This window comes from Arenimonas alkanexedens (assembly GCF_054781355.1).
In genome coordinates, this window is the sequence record NZ_BAAGUO010000006.1 from 80,449 (window position 1) to 97,748 (window position 17,300).

The following is a 17,300-nucleotide window of genomic DNA, read 5'->3' on the forward strand; positions in this document are numbered from 1 at the left end:
ATCGGGCCCGTGGCTGCACCCGGCCACGTTAGCTCAACGCAAGTGGCCAAGCCAACCTGACAAGTTCGCATTTGGGCTGGTGTTCGCATTCCTTGCGCACGTGCGGGCTTGTATTGACGATGTGGTGGCGGCACAGTGACCGTCGGGGTCGGGGGGCGGTCCGGATGAGCGCTCCCTGCATGCAGTACGCATTTCAGGGGGAAGCGGCAATGAGCAGCAAGTTCATCGGCCAGATCATGATGGCCGGCTTCGACTTCGCGCCCCGTTTTTCGGCGCACTGCAACGGGCAGTTGCTGCCCATCAACCAGAACCAAGCGCTTTTTTCGCTGCTGGGCACCCAGTACGGCGGCAACGGCACCACCAATTTCGCGCTGCCCGATCTGCGCGGGCGCACGCCGATCGGATTTGCGTCGTCAGTGGACCCCGGCTGGCAACCGCCCTCCGTCCAGATTGGCCAGTCGGGCGGCCTTGAGTCGGTGACCCTTCTCAGCAGCAACCTGCCCGCGCACGGCCACAGCGTGAACGCGACCAGCGATGCGGGCACCACCCGCAACCCCGGCAACGGCTACTACGCCAGCGCATCCTTGCCCCTGCATGGCCCCGCCAGCAGCGGCTTGGTGCCCCTGAATCCCACTACCGTGGCACCAGTCGGCGGCAGCCAGTCCCACGCCAACATGCAGCCCTACCTGACCTCGAATTTCTGCATCTTCCTGCAGGGCCTTTTCCCGTCCCGGAACTGACGCCCCAGCCCGGACCCGCGGCGGCCCCTGCTGGCCGCGCGACCCAAGCCATGATTCCCGGAGCACCCTGCCATGAGCCAGCCCTACGTCGGTGAGATTCGCCTCTTCCCCTACAATTTCGCCCCCAACGGCTGGCAGGAGTGCAACGGTAGCCTGCTGTCGATTGCCGAGCACGAAGTGCTCTTTGCCCTGATTGGAACGATCTACGGCGGAAACGGCCAGACCACGTTCGCGGTGCCGGACCTGCGCGGCCGCGTGCCGGTGCACCAGTTCCAAGGGCCTGGCCTGAGCAACCGCGTTATCGGGCAGAGCGGAGGCAGCGAAGCGGTCACGGTGCTCGCCGCGAATATGCCGGCGCATTCCCATACCGTCGTCGCCACCACGCAGGCCGCGACTTCCGGCACGCCGGGCAACACCGTGGTCCCCGGCGCCGTGTCGGACCAAACCCAGTACGTCACCGACCTGGCCGGCGGCCGTGCGTTCACCCAGGGCCCTGCGGCTACCAGTCCGGCGGGCGGCAGCCAGCCCCACGAAAACTGCATGCCCACGCTGACCGCGACCTACTGCATCTCGCTGTTCGGCATCTTCCCGACGCGGTCCTGATCGCCGACTCTCCTGGAGCCACACCATGTCCGATCCCTTCATTGGCGAGATCCAGATCTTCGGGTTCAATTTCAATCCGCGCGGCTGGGCCTTCTGCAACGGCGCCACGCTGCCAATCCAGCAAAACACGGCACTGTTCTCGCTGCTGGGCACTACCTACGGCGGCAACGGTCAAACGACGTTCCAGCTTCCCAACTTCGCCGGTCGGGCCGCCGCGGGCCGCGGGCAGGGTCCGGGGCTGTCCAGCCGCACCCAGGGCGAAACCTTCGGCGTCAACACGGTGCCCCTCACCGCCGGCCAGATCCCCGCCCACAGCCACGGGCTGGTTATCTACGCCCAGAACGACCCGACCAAACGCAGCGGCTCGCCCACCAGTGGCAGTGCGCTCTCGGTTTCCTCCAACGCCGCGGTCACGTCCTTCCGTCCGGCGGCCGGGGCCAACCTCAACGCCCAGTTTGCGCCCGGCATGCTCCAGCCGGCGGCGGGTGGCGGTCTTCCGCACACCAACCAGCAGCCCTACCTGAGCATGAATTTCTGCATTGCCCTGCAGGGAATCTTCCCGTCCCGAGCCTGAGCGATTGAGTGTGGCGCTGCCTTTCCCTGATCGGCCGGGTGCCGGAACGGTAACGCCGGCCTGGCTGGCTGAGCGAGGCTTCCTGCTGCGGCCCGCCCGTGACGCCGACCTGCCGCGACTGCGCGATATCTACGCCGACACCCGCGCTGACGAGATGGCGCGCGTGCCTTGGCCCGGCCTCGTCAAGCGCAGCTTCCTGGAACAGCAGTTCGCGCTGCAGCACCAACATTATCTGGTGCATTACGCGGCCGCCGATTTCCTGGTCATCGAGCACGAACGCGTGCTGCAGGGCCGCTACTACCTGCTTCGCGAGGGCGACGCCGACCTGATCGTGGATATCAGCCTGATGGCTGACTGGCGCGGGCGCGGCATCGGCAGCGCCCTGATCGAGCACTCGCAGCGCGACGCCGCGGCCCGGGGGCGGGGTATGACGCTGCACGTGGTGCGCGACAACCTGGGGGCGCGCCGGCTTTACCAGCGACTGGGTTTTGCGCTTGCCGGCGACGACGACGGGGGCACCCATCGGCGCATGGACTGGCCGGCGCCTTCCCTTAGTTGAAGATCGCCTGGTAGAGGAAGCCTTCGGTCTCACGCGCGATCGGCACCAGGAACATGTCGATGTGATCGCCGCGCGGATGGCGCATCCGGTAGGTCTGCTGCGGGAAGAGCAGGGCGGCTGAGTTACGGAACAGCAGCGAGAACGGCTGCCGCAGCGCATTCGGCGGCGCCTTGTCCAGCGGGCGTGCCTCGACCAGCACGAACTCGATCTCGCCGTCGCTGAGCGCTGCGTGGAAGGATTGGTTCAGGCAGCCTGCGAAGTCGTCGACGGTGAGCAAATGCATCGGTAATCCCTGGGTTCGCGTCTAGTCTAATTCAGCGGCGGCGCGCGTGGCATCCACGCAGGCGGTTTCGCGCGGCGTGAGCTCGGCGGGGGCCAGGTAGGCCGGGTTGCCGCCGGCGCTGTTGATGCGTTGTGTCAGCAGGCCGGGGTCCATGTTGCCCGCGTCGAGGAACCCGGCCAGCCGAGCGAGGCTCTCGCCGGGATCGGAAACCAGGGCCTCGTAGCGCAGCATCAGCACCGCGTGTGACTGCGCGAACTGGCGCATGAACTGCACGTGCGCGAGCCACTGCGCGCACAGTGCTTCGACGTCCTGCTCGGACTGGAAGCCATGCCAGGCCTTGGCTGAGCGTGCGGTGTCGCCCGGATCGCGGACGAGGTAAACCACCCGCGTGCCGGGCACCTGCTCGAACAGCATGCGCATCAGCGGCGGCGTCCAGCCCGGGTACTTGAACCCCCAGACGGGACGGCTCACCGACTGCGCATGCTCACGACAATAGGCCAGGCCAGACAGCGCCCCGTCGCGAAGCGCAGCGAGATAGCCGTCCTTATCCGGCATCAGGTCCACGAGCCATTGGTTGCCATCGCCCGCAAGGACGCTGCCCAGGCGATCGGCCAGGTGCGGTCCCATGCTTCGGTAGACGAGCTGGCGCGAGCTCAGGATCTGCAGCTGCAGTTCGAGGTCTTTGCCGACCTCCTCGCCATAGATGAGCGTCTTGGACGAGGAACACAGCAGGCGCTGCAGCAGCGTGGTTCCGCTGCGGACGGTCGGGGACGTCAGCAGGACCGGATCAAGGCCGCGCACGGGTCAGGCCGTGCGCGGGGGAGCGGCGTCAGGCTTGTGCGAGCGCAAGAACTTCGCCTGCGGCACGCAGGCCCGACAGTGCGGCGCCTTCCATGAAGCCCTGCCACTCGTAGAAGCTGGAGGTGTGCTCGCCGGCGAACAGCAGGTTGCCGACTGCCTTGCCTTCGTGGCTGGCAGTGGACGTGAAGTAACCGGGCCGGTTGGTGGAATGCGAGCCCTTGCTGAAGGGGTTGTTCGCCCAATTTTCGGTGTAGGCGACCAAGCGGCCGCTGCCGTCACGCGACGCCGCCTGGGTGGCGCCCGGCATGATCCGCTCAAGGTTCGCCAGGAAAGCGCCGGCGTCGGCCTGCGTCGTGGCCGCGCTCATGCCCTGTGCGCGCTCGCCGCCGAAATAGCCCGCGAGCACGGCATTCGAAGCGGTGGCGCGGCTGGGGTTGGTTTCCCAGGTGGCCTGCATGGCGGCGAGGTCGCTGAAGCCGCTGCCGTTGAGGCCGTGGCGCTCGCGCCAGACCGGGCCGTCGAAGCCGACCATCAGTTTGCTGTGGCTGCCCATGTCGGTGGACTTGATGGCCAGGGTCTTCCAGGCCGGCAGCTGCAGGCTCGAATGCAGTTCGACGTCGCGCAGGACGCTGAAGGGCAGGGTCATCACCACGGCGTGGTGGTCGCTCTGCACGGTGCGCCCGGCGACATCGAAGCTGAGGCGCAGCATGCCGCCGGCCAGCTTGCGGATCGACACCAGGCGATGCTCCAGCGAGGCTGGCATCGGCAGGCGCTCGGCCAGACCAGAGGTAATGCGGTCGTTGCCCTCGAGCACGCGCACGTATTCGCCGCCGTGCACGCCGAACGGCGCCTGCTTGCTGCGCTGGTCGCCGTGGACGAAGCGCAGGAAGCTGATCGCGCTCAGCTCGTCGATGCCGGCGCCGTATTCCGCCAGGTAGGCGCTGCCGATCACCTTGCGCAGCAAGCCGCCGGCGCCGTGCAGGTCCAGGTAGTCGCCGATGCTCATGAAGTCGAGCACGGCGTCGCTTTCCTTGAAGCGATCGGCCGTGGGCGAGCCCAGGGTGCCGATGTCTTCGCTGATGGACGTCGTGAACTCACGGTACTCCGCGACCACCTGGGTCTCGGTGTAGCGGCTGCCGCCGAAATAATAGAACGCGTCGCCCGAGGTCGCGCCGGAGCCTTCCAGGGTCAGGCCGAGCTCGCGCGCATAGCCGAGCATGGCGTGGTGGGAGCTGCCGATGAATTCCCCGCCGCGTTCGACTACCTGGCCCGGGAACACATCGCGCAGGCTGGCAATACGGCCGCCGACACGGTTCGAAGCCTCGAACAGCCGGGCGTTGATGCCCTGCCGGGTCAGTTCATTGGCGCAGGCCAGGCCGGCAATGCCGGCGCCGACGACGGCGACGTTGCCGCTCAGGCGCGGACGGATGGGCTTTAGGCCGATTCGCTTGTCCAGGGCCATGGCACCGGGCGCCAGCGAAAAAACGGCGGCAGCGGACGTGGCCGCGACAACGCCCTTGGCGAACTTGCGTCGACCTTCGCTGCCCGGCTGGTCCGTGTTGACGGTGGGTTGCGGATCCTGGCCCGAGGGCTCTCCGCGCTCTGCCAAGCGCGCCATACGAAGCAGTCGCGCCATCATGTCGCTGCGGCTCATTTTTTTCCCCTGCCCCTGATTTACCCGCCCAGATATAGCGCGAACGCCGGGTGCCAGCAAGCCGAACTGCCGGGCGACAGTGACATCAGGCGCTAGCCAGCCGCCTAGGGCGCGGGCGGGGCAATGATTCGCAGCGTGAACGTCTTGAGTTCGAAATAAGCGCCAGGTCCTGCGCTCGCATCGGTGACACGCAGGCTAAGGACGTAGCGGCCCGGCGCCGCGGTCGGCGTGCCGCTGATGATGCCGGTGCTGGACAGCTGCAGACCCTCGGGCAAGCCCGGCGCGGCTTCGATCCGGAAGCGATATGGCGCCAGACCGCCGCGAGCCTTGAGCGTCAGCGAAAACGCTTGGCCCTGGATCGCGCTGGTCGTCGCTGGCGCGATCGCCAAGGGCGCGGCCGTCACGCTTCCGGCAAAGCTTCGTCGGACGGTATCTCCGCCAGCATCGGCCACCGCCAGCTCGAACCCGTAGGCCTCGCGCGCCGTCGGCGTGCCGGACAGGGTGCCGTCCGCGGCCAGCGCCAAGCCGGGCGGCAGCGTGCCGCCGGCCAGCCGGTAACGGTATGGGGCCTTGCCGCCGCTGGCCGCCAGGGCGAGTAAGACCGGCGCACCGGCCTGCATCGCGGGAAGCGTGTCCGGCGCGATGGTGATTGCCGAAGCCCCAGGCGCGATGCTGACGCTGATCGTGATGGTGTCGCTGTTGTCATCGAGCACCACGAACCGGTCTTGCCCGCCGCCCGCCGGCGATGCGCCGCCGTGGGTATAGCGGTAGCTGTCAATCGGAACGTTGATGCCCGGTGTGGCACTGCCATGGGCCGGCGGTCGCGACACCGCGCCGAGGCCGAAGCTGTGGCAGTCGCTCAGATCGATCTTGACGCTGCCGCCCCAGGGCACGCTGACGCTGCGCGCGGCGCAGCCGGGGTAGGTGGACGGCTGGTCGACGGCCACGGCCGAACCGGCAACCGATAGCGCGAGCGCGGCGAAGAGTCCGGCAAACATTCGATGGTTCATGAGGGTGCCCTGCAGAAACGAACACCTGGATGTTGCCTGAAGCCGCCCCCTTGTAGGAGGGCCTTCAGGCCCGAAGCTTTTTGGCGAAGAGCTTCGGGCCTGAAGGCCCTCCTACAGGGGTTACGGGCTCAGGTTTGGTGCTCGCGTTCGATGGCGCGCCAGCCGATGTCGCTTCGGTAGAAGCAGCCTTCCCAGTGGATGTTGTCGGCGGCGGCATAGGCGCGCTGCTGCGCCTGCGCCACGGTGTCGCCGAGCGCGCAGGCGCAAAGCACGCGCCCGCCGGTGGTGACCACGACGCCGTTGCGCAGTTCCGTGCCGGCGTGGAATACCTTTGCGTCCTTGCCCGGGTCGGTGCCCAGGCCGGCAATGGCGTCGCCGGCGCGGGGCGTTCCCGGGTAATTGTCGGCGGCCATGACCACGCCCAGGCTCGGGCGCGGGTCCCAGTCGGCCTGCACCTGGTCCAGGTGGCCGTCGATCGCGGCTTCCACCAGATCCAGCAGATCGCTGCGCAGGCGCAGCAGGACCGGCTGGGTTTCCGGGTCGCCGAAGCGCACGTTGAACTCGATTACCTTGGGCGCGCCGTCGGGCGTGATCATCAGGCCGGCGTAGAGGAAGCCGGTAAATGGCACGCCGTCGGCGATCATGCCGCGCACGGTCGGCTCAACCACTTCGCGCATCACCCGCGCGTGCACCTCGGGCGTCACCACCGGTGCCGGCGAATACGCGCCCATGCCGCCGGTATTGGGACCGGTGTCGCCGTCGCCGACGCGCTTGTGGTCCTGCGAGGTAGCCATCGGCAGCGCGGTGCGGCCATCCACCATCGAAATAAAGCTCGCCTCCTCGCCTTCCAGGAACTCTTCGATCACCACTCGTGCGCCGGCATCGCCGAAGGCTTCGTCCTCGAGCATGTCGATGATGGCGGCCTCGGCCTCGGCAACCGTCATCGCCACCACCACGCCCTTGCCGGCGGCCAGGCCGTCGGCCTTGATCACGATCGGAGCGCCGTGGTCGCGCACGTGCTGCAGCGCCAGCGCGCTGTCCTCGAACACGCCGTAGTAGGCGGTCGGGATTTTGTGCCGCGCCAGGAAATCCTTGGCATAGGCCTTGCTGCCCTCGAGCTGGGCGGCTTCGGCGCTGGGCCCGAAAATGCGGCGGCCGTCCGCGCGGAAGGCATCCACCACGCCACGCACCAGCGGCGCCTCGGGACCGACCACGGTGACGCCCACGCCTTCTTCGGCCGCCAGCTTCAACAGGCCTTCGATGTCGGTGGCCTTCACCGCCACATTGCGGCAGCGCGCTTCGGTTGCGGTGCCGGCGTTGCCGGGTGCGACCAGCACTTCACTGACCCGCGGCGACTGCGCCAGCTTCCAGGCCAAGGCGTGTTCACGGCCACCAGCACCAATGACGAGGACTTTCATGAGAACGACTCCGGGAGCAGGTTCGGTCAGGGATTCTGGGCGCAGTCGTTGGCCGACACCGAGACATCGAAGAAGCGCTGGTTGTCGCGGTCCAGGAAGCGACGGGTGATCACCACGCCTTCGTCCAGGACCAGCGCGAAATCGGCGTTGCGGCAAAGCGACAGCAGCCGCGCCTGTTCATCCAGCTTCACCTGGGCGAACAGTGCCGGATTGCGCGCCGCTTCGGCCAGGGTCATGGCGCGGCTGCGCATTGTCATCACGATCGTGCGGCCTTCAACGTCCATGCGTTCGAGCACCAGGCCATCGCCCAGGTCGCGCGGCAGGTCGGCATTGAGTTTGCGCACCAGTTCGGTGGCGATGGCCTGCACCGGATCGGCCGGCGTCAGCACCGGCGCCGGCGTGCGGTAGGCCAGCCAGACGAGCAGGACGATGATGGCCAGGCCGGCGCCAATCAGGCCCAGCGCCAGCCCGGTCCGCGCGGGCCCCGGCGGCGGTGCGGAAGCGGCGGGGGGCTTGCTGGCGGCTGTCATGGGGTGGACCTCAGTGGCGGAAGTGACGGCGACCGGTGAACACCATCGCCATGCCGTGCTCGTCGGCGGCCGCGATGGTCTCGGCGTCGCGCATTGAACCGCCCGGCTGGATCACGGCGGCGATGCCGGCGGACGCGGCGGCATCGATGCCGTCGCGGAAGGGGAAGAACGCGTCGGAGGCCATCACCGAACCCGGCACGACCAGCCCGGCTTCCTCGGCCTTGAGGCTGGCGATCTTGGCGCTGACGACGCGACTCATCTGGCCGGCGCCGATGCCGATCGTCTGCAAGTCGCGGGCGTAGACGATGGCGTTGGACTTGACGTACATCGCCACTTTCCACGCGAACAGCAGGTCGCGCAGCTGGGCATCGCTGGGGGCGAGCTTCGAAACCACCTTCAGGTCGGCAGCGCCGAGCGCGTCGGTGTCGGTGTCCTGCACCAGCAGGCCGCCGGCGATGCGCTTGTATTCCATCCCCGGCGCGACGCGCAGTTCGCCACAGGCCAGCACGCGCACATTGGCCTTCTTGGCGAAGTGCGGCATCGCATCGGCGGCGATCGACGGCGCGATCACCACTTCGACGAACTGGCGCTTGAGGATTTCGGCCGCGGTGGCCGCGTCCAGCTCGCGATTGAAGGCAATGATTCCGCCGAAGGCCGAGGTTGGATCCACCGCAAACGCGCGGTCGTAGGCGTCCATCAGATTCGCGGCCACGGCCACGCCGCAGGGATTGGCGTGCTTGACGATGACGCAGGCCGGGGCCTCGAACGCCTTGACGCACTCGAGCGCGGCATCGGCGTCGGCCAGGTTGTTGTAGCTCAGCTCCTTGCCCTGCAGGAAGCGCGCGGTGGCGACGATGCCGCCTGGCGCGTTCGCCTCGACGTAGAGCGCGCCGCGCTGGTGCGGGTTCTCGCCGTAACGCAGGGCCGAGGCCAGCTGCAGCGAGGCGTGGAAGGTCTTCGGCCAGGCCTCGGGCTGCGCCGGGTCGTCCGCGCGCGGCGACAGCCACTGCGCGATCTGGCCGTCGTAAGCGGCGGTGTGGGCGTAGGCCTTGGCGGCGAAGGCGCGGCGCATCGCCGGCGTGCTGCCGCCCTCGTTCAATGCCGCCAGGAAGGCGTCGTAATCGGAGGGATCCACCAGCACGCTGGTGCGGGCGTGGTTCTTGGCGGTGGCGCGCAGCATCGCCGGGCCGCCGATGTCGATGTTTTCGATGGCGTCGTCGTAGCTGCAGCCGGGGCGTGCAACGGTTTGCGCAAACGGATACAGGTTCACCACCAGCAGGTCGATAGGCGCGATGCCGTGCTCGGCCATCACCGCGTCGTCGACGCCTTCGCGGCCGAGCAGGCCGCCGTGGATCTTCGGGTGCAGGGTCTTGACCCGGCCGTCCATGATTTCCGGGAAACCGGTGACTTCGCTGACATCACGCACCGCCAGCCCGGCCTCGCGCAGCGTTTTGGCGGTGCCGCCCGTGGACAGCAGTTCGACGCCCGCTTCGACCAGGCCGCGGGCCAGTTCGACCACGCCGGTCTTGTCGGAAACGGAAAGCAGCGCGCGGCGGACGGGTTGGCGTTCGGCTGTCATCGGGCACCTCGTGGGGAAGCCGTGATTATAGCGGCTCCGCAGCGGGGTCAGGCCAGCCCGTAGGCCTTGAGCTTCTTGCGCAGCGTGGCGCGATTGAGGCCAAGCATGGCGGCGGCGCGGCTCTGGTTGCCGTCGCAGTGGCGCAGCACCTCGGCGAACAGCGGTGACTCGATTTCGCGCAGCACCACTTCATACAGGTCGTCCATCTCGCACCCGTTGATGTCGTGCAGATAACGCCGCACCGAACGCGACACGTGGTCGCGCAGCGGGGTGTGTCCGGGGGTAGAGGCGTTGGAGTCGGCGCGCGAGGCCGGCAAAGCATTCACTGGAAGGCAGCTCCGTGGGGGAATCGTCCGCTTCCTTGCGGGCCCGTCAGTGGGCGACGGGGGAAGGGAGTCTACGTCAATCCAAAACGCGGTGCGACCTGTCCTTGCGGACAGGGTAGGGAGAAAGATTCAGTGGAAATCGAAGGTGAACGCGACGGCGCGTTTGCCCGGGTCCAGGATCTCAAGCGTGGCGCTGGCCGACTGGTCTGGCGCGATCAGCGGCGAAGCCGGTGGGCTGCCCAGGTACTCCAACGGTTGGAAGCGACGCAGGCCGAGCGCCTGGCCGTCGAGATCCTGCAGTGCGATTTCCAGCACCGGCCAGGGCTGCGACCAGCGGGCGTCGTTACGGAAGCTGGCGGTGATCAGCAGCACGCCGGGCACGGTCGGGTGCGGCTGCACCTCGCGGCTGGTGACCCGGAAGTCGTCGGGGGCGTGCCAGGGCGGCAGGTCGCAGCCCAGTACGCCGCAGGCCAGCTCCAGCCTTGGCCGCCAACCGGCGTCGCCGGCCAGACGGGCGCGGTCGGCCAGCACCAGCTGCAGCAGCAAGCCCAGGAACAGCGCCACGATCAGCCCGGCCCAGCCCCAGGGCAAGCGGCGGCGGGAAAGCGTGGGTTCGGCGACGGCAAATCGCGGGGCGCGGGGGGGCATGGCGACAATGATAACGGCCAGCGGCCCTCAGCGGCGGCGGGTTCCGGTGATGCGCATCCAGTCGCCTTCCTGCACCGCGTCGAGTTGATCGAACCATTCGGCGTAGCGTTCCAGCAGCGCGCCTTCCTGGCCGTGCAGGATGCCCGAGAGCGCGATGGCGCCGCCGGGCGCAACGCGCGAGGCGAGCGTTTCCGCCAGCAGGTCCAGCGCCGAGGCCAGGATGTTGGCAACCACTACCGGATAGGTCGCGACCGGCTCGTCTTCGGGCAAATACACGGTCAGCAGGTCGCCCACGCCGTTGCGTTCGGCGTTGTCGGCCGTGGCGATCAGGGCTTGCGGGTCGTTGTCGACACCGACGGCGGCCTTCGCGCCGAGCTTGAGCGCGGCCAGCGCGAGGATGCCGGAGCCGCAGCCGAAATCGAGCACGACCTGGTCGCGCAGCACCAGCGAATCCAGCCACTGCAGGCACAGCGCCGTAGTCGGGTGCGTGCCCGAGCCGAAGGCCAAGCCCGGGTCCAGGCGCACGATCACGCCGTCGCGCGCTTCCGGCGGCGGGTCCATGTTCCAGGGCACGATCCAGGTGCGCCGGCCGAAGCTCAGCGGCACGTACTGATCCATCCACGCCCGTTCCCAGTCCTGGTCGGCCACTTCGCGGAAGTCGGCCTGGGACAGGTCGATGGCGTCGTCGAAGGATTCCAGCGCGTGCAGCACCAGCTCGGCCACGGTGTCGCCGGGGAATAGCGCCAGCAGGGTGAGTTCAGGCCATAGCGGGGTCTCGCCCACGCCCGGCTCCAGCACGGCCTTTTCATTCGGCGTGGCGGCGTCGGCGTCCATCAGCGTCACCGACAGGGCGCCCAGGTCCATCAGCGCGTTTTCGGCCCGGTGTTCGTCTTCGGCGCGGACGCGCAGGGAGAGTTCAAGGAATGGCATGACGGGGCGGCTGGCAGCGGGGCCGCTATTGTCGCACCGTCCGGGGCTCAGCTGCCCGTCGCCGGCGTGGCGGCCGAAGCGGCCGGTGTCGCGACGCACTCGGTGGTGAAGCCGAGCAGCACATCTACGCGGGGCTGGTTCGAGGCGTCGGGCGGCGGGGGCATCACGCCAAGCGTGAGGTTCCGGATGGCCACGCCCTCCGGGCAGTCTGCGAGCCGCATGTGGAGCATGGCGCCGAGCTTGCTCTGGATTTGCTGATAGCGGGGCGCGAAACGGTTCGCATAGAGCATCGTCACCATGGGCTTGCGGGAACCTTCCGTCCCGGTGCTGACCAGTGACTCGTACATTTCCTGATAGGCAACGTCTTCGGCGACGCCCGCCGCGATGTCGAACTCGAACGCAAGCTTGGGTGCACAACGAACGGTGCGCACGAATAAGGTGCCGGCGGGCTGCGGCTTGAGCTGGGCACCCGTGTGCAGGCCGTCTGGTTCGGCCGACAGATTTTCGTGTAGTTGGCCCTGCGGGCAGGTGTGCTTGAGGTCGGTCCACATCGCCGCGTCTGCCTCCAGCCAGGACGCCGCCTTGCTGGCCTTCACGGACAGCCTGTAGACGCTGCCCTCCGGCGTTTCCTCGAGCTTTTCGCGCGTGGCCAGCCCGAACTTGCCCGCCGCCCGTCGCGCATCTGCCGGCGTGAGGGGAATCTTTTCGAGGATGTCGCAGCCGGACACCAAGGCGGCGGCGAGCAGCAGGAAGCCGAAGCGGTTTGCGTGGTTCACGTCGGCCGATCCTGCGCGGGGGGAAGGAGCCAAACCCTAGCGGCTCGCCGCGCGAATTTCTATCGGAAAAAGCTCAGGCCGGCGCGCAGCTCGTCAGTGCGTCCCGCTCCGGCTGGTAGGCATCGGTCTGCAGATCGAGCAGGCCCAGCACCGTGTGAAAAAGGTTGTCGTGGCTGAGCGGCTCGCTGCGGCGCGACTGCACGCAGCCAATGTCCAGGCCGCGCCAGCGCTGGAATGCCGGCGAGGTCCACAGCAGCATCGGCACCCGGGTTTGCTGCTCCGGCGCCAGCGCGTAGGGCGCGCCGTGCAGGTAGAGGCCGTGTTCGCCGGTCGATTCGCCGTGATCGGAAACGTAGAGCAGTGCCGGCGCGCGGTCGCCGGCCTCGTGCTCGAGCAGGCGGATCAGCGCGGCCAGCACGTGGTCGGTGTAGAGGATGGTGTTGTCGTAGCTGTTGCGGATTTCTTCTTCGCTGCAGTCCTGCAGCGCCACGCTCTGGCAGGTCGGGGTGAAGCGCTCAAACTTCTTCGGGTAGCGCTTGAAATAGGCGGGTCCATGGCTGCCGATCTGGTGCAGCACGAAGACCTTGTCGGCGGCGCCGGGGGCGGCCAGCTCATCGCGCAGGTGCTCCACCAGGCGCTCGTCGAGGCAGCCGTCGCTGTCGCAGGGCACGGCGGCCGGAAGCGCGGCCATCGATTCCTCGCGCTGGCGGACGGCCACGCCCTTGCTGCCGGTGTTGTTGTCTTCCCACTCCACCAGCAGGCCGGCGTGGGCGATCACGTCGAGCAGGTTCTCGCGCCCGCGCGCTTCCGATTCGTCATAGCCGGCGCGACCCAGGTTCGAGAACATGCAGGGCAGCGAGGTGGCGGTGTTGGTGCCGCATGAACTCACGTTCGAGAAAAACACCGGTGCGATCTTGGCAAGTTCGGGATTGGTGTCGCGCTCGTAGCCGGCCAGGCTGAAACTCTCGGCGCGCGCCGACTCGCCCACCACGATCACCAGCAGCACCGGCTTGCGCACGCCGTAGCGGCTGCCGCCTTTGGCGTCGGCACCCAGCGTTTCCACCACCACGGGCGCGCTTGGCGCGGCGTGCTTGGCATAGCCGCGCAGCGCGTTCACCAGATTGGTGGGCGTGGCCAGATGCCGCAGCTCGGCGTGGTTACGCGCGGTGGACGAAAACTCGCGGGTGAACGGCACGACGGCCAGGCCCAGCACGACCAGCATCAAGACCATGAAACCAGCACGTGCGGCCAGCTCGCGCGGCCAGGAGCGATAGCGCAGGGGCAGTTTCCACAGCAGCACGGCGGGCAGCAGCCCAAGTACGACCAGGTAGCCCGCCATCGACCACGACAGCCATTCACTGCCCTCGCGCAGGTCGGTCTCGAGCACGCTCTGAAGCGCGTGACGGTCGATCACGGCGCCGTAGCCGTCCATGAAATAGGCGGCGCTGGCGGAAAGAACCAGCAGCAAGGCCAGGGCCGGTTTCTGCAGACCGCGCCAGGCGATCAAGGACAGCAGCAGCCCGTTGAAGGCAAACAGCACCGCAAACGCCGCCAGCAGGAACAGCGCGCCGCGCAGTCCGCCCGGCACATCGGCGGCGACCAGATGGCGCCAGAAGCTGGCGCTGTAGGCCAGCGCCAGCAGCGCCGCGACGATTGCCGTCAGCGCATTCGCGCCGAGGCCGCGCGGCGGGGCCGGATCGATCGGGTTCGACAAGGAAGCCTCGCGCCAGTGCCAGACCGAGGCCATCCCCCGGTCATCAGGGCGGTATCGTCGACGAACGGCGGGCGGGCCGTGTCAATAATTCGTTCGGGCGCCGGCGCGGTTGGGCCGGCGTTAAGCTCGGCGAGGCGGGCTCAGCCGAGCCCGATCGCCTTTTCCTTGCGCTCGGCCAGGCGCTTTTCCAGGTAATGGATGTTGGTGCCGCCCTGCTGGAAGCCCACGTCCGCGAGGATGCGCTGCTGCAGCGGCACATTGGTCTTGATGCCGTCCACCACCATCTCGCTCAGCGCCACCCGCATGCGGGCGATGGCCTGCGCACGCGTCGCCCCGTGCACGATCAGCTTGCCGATCATCGAGTCGTAGTTGGGCGGGACCTTGTAGCCCTCGTAGATATGAGAATCCACCCGCACGCCCGGGCCGCCCGGTGCGTGGAAGTGGCGGATCAGGCCGGGACTGGGCATGAACGTTTCGGGGTCCTCGGCGTTGATGCGGCACTCGATGGCGTGGCCGTTGATCTTGATGTCGCTTTGCTTGATCGACAGCTTCTGGCCGCTGGCGATCAGCAGCTGCTCGCGCACCAGGTCCACGCCGGTGATCATCTCCGTCACCGGGTGCTCGACCTGGATGCGGGTGTTCATTTCGATGAAGTAGAAGCGGCCGTTCTCGTACAGGAACTCGAAGGTGCCGGCGCCGCGGTAGCCGATGCGCACGCAGGCGTCGGTGCAGATGCGGCCGATCTCGGCGCGCTGCTCGTCGCTGATGCCCGGGGCCGGCGCTTCCTCGACCACCTTCTGGTGCCGGCGCTGCATCGAGCAGTCGCGCTCACCCAGGTGGATGGCGTTGCCCTGGCCGTCGGACAGGATCTGGATCTCCACGTGGCGCGGGTTCTCCAGGAACTTCTCCATGTAGACCATGTCGTTGCCGAACGCGGCCTTGGCCTCTTGCTTGGTCGCCGCGATGGCGGTCATCAGCGCGCCCTCGGTATGCACCACGCGCATGCCGCGGCCGCCGCCGCCGCCGGCGGCCTTGATGATCACCGGATAACCGATGTCGCGGCCGTGGCTGATGCATTCGGCTGGGTCGTCGGGCAGGGGGCCGCCGGAGCCGGGCACGCAGGGCACGCCCGCTTCCTTCATCGCGCGGATGGCCTCGACCTTGTCGCCCATCGTGCGGATCACGCTGGCGGTCGGGCCGATGAAGACGAAGCCGGATTTCTCGACGCGCTCGGCGAAGTCGGCGTTCTCGCTCAGGAAGCCGTAGCCCGGGTGGATGCCCTGGGCGTCGGTGACCTCGGCCGCGGCGATGATCGCCGGGATGTTGAGATAGCTCTCCGACGACGGCGCCGGGCCGATGCAGACCGATTCGTCGGCCATGGCCACGTGCTTGAGATTTCGGTCCACGGTGGAGTGCACGGCCACGGTCTTGATGCCGAGCGCGTGGCAGGCGCGCAGGATGCGCAGCGCGATCTCGCCGCGGTTGGCGATGACGATCTTGTCGAGCATGGGGGCGGCCTTCAGCTGATGACGAACATGGGCTCGTCGAATTCGATCGGCTGGCCGTTCTTGACCAGCACGGCCGTCACGGTGCCGGAAACATCGGCCTCGATCGGGTTGAACATCTTCATCGCCTCGATGATGCCCAGGGTCTCACCCTGCTTCACGCTCTGGCCGACCTTCACGAAGGCCGGCTTGTCGGGGCTCGGCGACTCGTAATAGGTGCCGACCATCGGCGAGCGGACCATGTGGCCCTCGGGGATGTCCTTGGTGGACTTGCCCACCGCCTCGGCCGATAGCATCGCGGCCGGCGCGGCGGCTGCCTGGCGGGGCGCTTCGACGTGCATGGCCAGCGGGGCCGGCGCGGTGAAGGTGCCGGTGGCGTGGCGCGCCAGGCGCACGGACTCCTCGCCTTCCTTGATCTCGATCTCGGAAAGGTTGGATTCCTCGAGCAGGTCGATGAGTTTCTTGATTTTGCGAAGGTCCATGAAGGCCTCGTCTCGTCGTGGGTATGGAAAGGGTTGGACGTGGCGCCGAGGCGCTCGCCCGGGATCTAGGGGGTGGCGAGGCGCTTGAGCGCTGCCTCCAGGGCGTAACCATAGCTATCGGCGCCGAAGCCGCAGACCACGCCCAGCGCCAGGCTGGAGAAGTAGCTGTGGGCCCGGAACGGCTCGCGGGCGTGCGGGTTGGACAAATGCACTTCAATAAAGGGCAGCGCCACGGCCGCCAGCGCGTCGCGCAGGGCTACCGAGGTGTGGGTAAACGCGGCCGGATTGATCACGATGAAGTCGGTGCCGTCGCGGAGGGCGGCCTGCACCCGGTCAACCAGCTCGTGCTCGGCATTGGACTGGAAGTCTTCCAGCGCATGCCCGGACGCGGTGGCGCGGGCCTGCAGGGCGGCGTTGATGTCGGCGAGGCTCGCATGCCCATAGATGCCCGGCTCGCGTTCGCCGAGCAGGTTCAGGTTGGGACCATGCAATACCAGGATCTTCGCCACGCCAGCCTCCCCAGGGACGGCACAGTCTGCCGTCAAGCCCGGGCCGCTGTCTAGACGATCGCGGCGACTTCCCGGATTTTAACGGGCGTTTGAATTTATTCGGCCGGTTCGCGAACCCATTCGCGCAGGGCTTCCAGGCTGGGGAACTCGCCGTAGCGGGTCTTGGCAAGCCGGCCCTCGGCATCGACCAGGGCGGTGTAGGGCAGGATGTTGCGGCCATTCCCCAACTGCACCGAGCTGTCGCCGCGCCCGGGGGCTTCGATCAGCGTCTCGAAGCCGACCGGCACCTCGCGCAGGAAGGCCTTCGCCTCCTGCGGCGTATCCAGGGCGATACCGATCACTTGCACGCCGTTGCCGCCTTGTTCGGCGGCGAAGGCATCAAGGATGGGCATTTCCTTTCGGCAGGGGCCGCACCAGCTGGCCCAATAGTTGATCAGCCGGGGGCGGCCGGGGCCGTCCAGGCGGCGTTCGCCGCCGCCGGCCAGGAAGGGCAGCGCGATCGGCGGCAGCGCCTGGCCCAGGCGCACGACTTCCAGGCCGGGCGGCGGCGGCTGTTCGGCCGGCAGCATCGTGCGGTGGCCCAGCCACCAGCCCAGGCCCGCGCTCAGCGCGCCCAGCACCACGATCGCGCTCCAGGTCAGGATGGCCTCGCGCTTCAT

The 17,300-nt window shown here is 68.0% G+C and carries 20 protein-coding genes; 4 read left to right on the forward strand and 16 right to left on the reverse strand.

The features are described from left to right. Positions 1-209 precede the first annotated feature (209 nt). The 4 genes from ACYVGY_RS11935 (at position 210) to ACYVGY_RS11950 (ending at position 2,476) form a co-directional block, all read left to right on the forward strand. A complete protein-coding gene (locus ACYVGY_RS11935) occupies positions 210-740 on the forward strand; it encodes a phage tail protein (RefSeq protein WP_460457713.1) in 531 nt (176 codons plus the stop codon). 72 nt (positions 741-812) lie between these two features. Continuing rightward, complete coding sequence (locus ACYVGY_RS11940) at positions 813-1,343, forward strand: phage tail protein (protein WP_460457714.1); 531 nt, start codon at positions 813-815, stop codon at positions 1,341-1,343. A gap of 25 nt (positions 1,344-1,368) precedes the next feature. Then, complete coding sequence (locus ACYVGY_RS11945) at positions 1,369-1,917, forward strand: phage tail protein (protein WP_460457715.1); 549 nt, start codon at positions 1,369-1,371, stop codon at positions 1,915-1,917. Positions 1,918-1,927: 10 nt separating this feature from the next. Further along, entirely contained in the window at positions 1,928-2,476 is a 549-nt protein-coding gene (locus ACYVGY_RS11950) for a GNAT family N-acetyltransferase (RefSeq protein WP_460457716.1), read from the forward strand. On the opposite strand, the gene ACYVGY_RS11955 is transcribed toward ACYVGY_RS11950, so the two are convergent. The 16 genes from ACYVGY_RS11955 to ACYVGY_RS12030 all read right to left on the reverse strand — a co-directional run bounded on the left by ACYVGY_RS11955 (position 2,469) and on the right by ACYVGY_RS12030 (position 17,300). Then, complete coding sequence (locus ACYVGY_RS11955) at positions 2,469-2,759, reverse strand: DUF6916 family protein (protein ID WP_460457717.1); 291 nt, start codon at positions 2,757-2,759, stop codon at positions 2,469-2,471. The two genes, ACYVGY_RS11950 and ACYVGY_RS11955, sit on opposite strands and share 8 nt — an antisense overlap. A gap of 21 nt (positions 2,760-2,780) precedes the next feature. Further along, the gene (locus tag ACYVGY_RS11960) at positions 2,781-3,560 is read right to left on the reverse strand and encodes a sulfotransferase family protein (RefSeq protein ID WP_460457718.1); all 780 of its coding nucleotides are present in this window, start codon (positions 3,558-3,560) and stop codon (positions 2,781-2,783) included. Between the two features lie 28 nt (positions 3,561-3,588). Beyond that, the gene (locus tag ACYVGY_RS11965) at positions 3,589-5,214 is read right to left on the reverse strand and encodes a flavin monoamine oxidase family protein (protein WP_460457719.1); all 1,626 of its coding nucleotides are present in this window, start codon (positions 5,212-5,214) and stop codon (positions 3,589-3,591) included. Between the two features lie 104 nt (positions 5,215-5,318). Beyond that, positions 5,319-6,212, reverse strand: coding sequence for an Ig domain-containing protein (locus ACYVGY_RS11970; protein ID WP_460457720.1), 894 nt, complete (start codon positions 6,210-6,212; stop codon positions 5,319-5,321). 140 nt (positions 6,213-6,352) lie between these two features. Beyond that, positions 6,353-7,642 carry a phosphoribosylamine--glycine ligase gene (purD, locus tag ACYVGY_RS11975; protein ID WP_460457721.1) on the reverse strand — a complete coding sequence of 430 codons (1,290 nt, stop codon included), beginning with the start codon at positions 7,640-7,642 and terminating at the stop codon, positions 6,353-6,355. A gap of 26 nt (positions 7,643-7,668) precedes the next feature. Next, on the reverse strand, positions 7,669-8,172 hold the full coding sequence (locus tag ACYVGY_RS11980; RefSeq protein WP_460457722.1) for a cadherin repeat domain-containing protein: 504 nt from the start codon (positions 8,170-8,172) through the stop codon (positions 7,669-7,671). 10 nt (positions 8,173-8,182) lie between these two features. After that, a complete protein-coding gene (purH, locus tag ACYVGY_RS11985; RefSeq protein ID WP_460457723.1) occupies positions 8,183-9,751 on the reverse strand; it encodes a bifunctional phosphoribosylaminoimidazolecarboxamide formyltransferase/IMP cyclohydrolase in 1,569 nt (522 codons plus the stop codon). A gap of 47 nt (positions 9,752-9,798) precedes the next feature. Then, the gene (gene fis, locus ACYVGY_RS11990) at positions 9,799-10,077 is read right to left on the reverse strand and encodes a DNA-binding transcriptional regulator Fis (RefSeq protein WP_460457724.1); all 279 of its coding nucleotides are present in this window, start codon (positions 10,075-10,077) and stop codon (positions 9,799-9,801) included. 129 nt (positions 10,078-10,206) lie between these two features. Then, positions 10,207-10,725, reverse strand: coding sequence for a DUF3426 domain-containing protein (locus tag ACYVGY_RS11995; RefSeq protein WP_460457725.1), 519 nt, complete (start codon positions 10,723-10,725; stop codon positions 10,207-10,209). A gap of 27 nt (positions 10,726-10,752) precedes the next feature. Then, positions 10,753-11,655, reverse strand: coding sequence for a 50S ribosomal protein L11 methyltransferase (prmA, locus tag ACYVGY_RS12000; protein WP_460457726.1), 903 nt, complete (start codon positions 11,653-11,655; stop codon positions 10,753-10,755). Between the two features lie 47 nt (positions 11,656-11,702). Continuing rightward, positions 11,703-12,431: a hypothetical protein gene (locus tag ACYVGY_RS12005; RefSeq protein ID WP_460457727.1), complete on the reverse strand. Its 729-nt coding sequence runs from the start codon at positions 12,429-12,431 to the stop codon at positions 11,703-11,705. A 73-nt stretch (positions 12,432-12,504) separates the two neighbouring features. Then, positions 12,505-14,178: a phosphoethanolamine transferase gene (locus ACYVGY_RS12010; protein ID WP_460457728.1), complete on the reverse strand. Its 1,674-nt coding sequence runs from the start codon at positions 14,176-14,178 to the stop codon at positions 12,505-12,507. Between the two features lie 107 nt (positions 14,179-14,285). Further along, a complete protein-coding gene (accC, locus tag ACYVGY_RS12015) occupies positions 14,286-15,653 on the reverse strand; it encodes an acetyl-CoA carboxylase biotin carboxylase subunit (RefSeq protein ID WP_460457729.1) in 1,368 nt (455 codons plus the stop codon). A gap of 11 nt (positions 15,654-15,664) precedes the next feature. Beyond that, the gene (gene accB, locus ACYVGY_RS12020; RefSeq protein WP_460457730.1) at positions 15,665-16,132 is read right to left on the reverse strand and encodes an acetyl-CoA carboxylase biotin carboxyl carrier protein; all 468 of its coding nucleotides are present in this window, start codon (positions 16,130-16,132) and stop codon (positions 15,665-15,667) included. Between the two features lie 65 nt (positions 16,133-16,197). After that, positions 16,198-16,641: a type II 3-dehydroquinate dehydratase gene (gene aroQ / locus ACYVGY_RS12025; RefSeq protein ID WP_460457731.1), complete on the reverse strand. Its 444-nt coding sequence runs from the start codon at positions 16,639-16,641 to the stop codon at positions 16,198-16,200. A 95-nt stretch (positions 16,642-16,736) separates the two neighbouring features. Further along, positions 16,737-17,300 carry a TlpA family protein disulfide reductase gene (locus tag ACYVGY_RS12030; RefSeq protein ID WP_460457732.1) on the reverse strand — a complete coding sequence of 188 codons (564 nt, stop codon included), beginning with the start codon at positions 17,298-17,300 and terminating at the stop codon, positions 16,737-16,739.

Coding starts and splice junctions, on each gene's coding strand:
- ACYVGY_RS11965 (WP_460457719.1), bottom strand. CDS start 5,214: ATGAGCCGCAGCGACATGATGGCGCGACTGCTTCGTATGGCGCGCTTG.
- ACYVGY_RS11970 (WP_460457720.1), bottom strand. CDS start 6,212: ATGTTTGCCGGACTCTTCGCCGCGCTCGCGCTATCGGTTGCCGGTTCG.
- prmA (WP_460457726.1), bottom strand. CDS start 11,655: ATGCCATTCCTTGAACTCTCCCTGCGCGTCCGCGCCGAAGACGAACAC.
- ACYVGY_RS11955 (WP_460457717.1), bottom strand. CDS start 2,759: ATGCATTTGCTCACCGTCGACGACTTCGCAGGCTGCCTGAACCAATCC.
- ACYVGY_RS11980 (WP_460457722.1), bottom strand. CDS start 8,172: ATGACAGCCGCCAGCAAGCCCCCCGCCGCTTCCGCACCGCCGCCGGGG.
- accB (WP_460457730.1), bottom strand. CDS start 16,132: ATGGACCTTCGCAAAATCAAGAAACTCATCGACCTGCTCGAGGAATCC.
- purD (WP_460457721.1), bottom strand. CDS start 7,642: ATGAAAGTCCTCGTCATTGGTGCTGGTGGCCGTGAACACGCCTTGGCC.
- ACYVGY_RS11945 (WP_460457715.1), top strand. CDS start 1,369: ATGTCCGATCCCTTCATTGGCGAGATCCAGATCTTCGGGTTCAATTTC.
- purH (WP_460457723.1), bottom strand. CDS start 9,751: ATGACAGCCGAACGCCAACCCGTCCGCCGCGCGCTGCTTTCCGTTTCC.
- accC (WP_460457729.1), bottom strand. CDS start 15,653: ATGCTCGACAAGATCGTCATCGCCAACCGCGGCGAGATCGCGCTGCGC.
- ACYVGY_RS12010 (WP_460457728.1), bottom strand. CDS start 14,178: ATGGCCTCGGTCTGGCACTGGCGCGAGGCTTCCTTGTCGAACCCGATC.
- ACYVGY_RS11935 (WP_460457713.1), top strand. CDS start 210: ATGAGCAGCAAGTTCATCGGCCAGATCATGATGGCCGGCTTCGACTTC.
- ACYVGY_RS12030 (WP_460457732.1), bottom strand. CDS start 17,300: ATGAAGCGCGAGGCCATCCTGACCTGGAGCGCGATCGTGGTGCTGGGC.
- ACYVGY_RS11995 (WP_460457725.1), bottom strand. CDS start 10,725: ATGCCCCCCCGCGCCCCGCGATTTGCCGTCGCCGAACCCACGCTTTCC.
- ACYVGY_RS11940 (WP_460457714.1), top strand. CDS start 813: ATGAGCCAGCCCTACGTCGGTGAGATTCGCCTCTTCCCCTACAATTTC.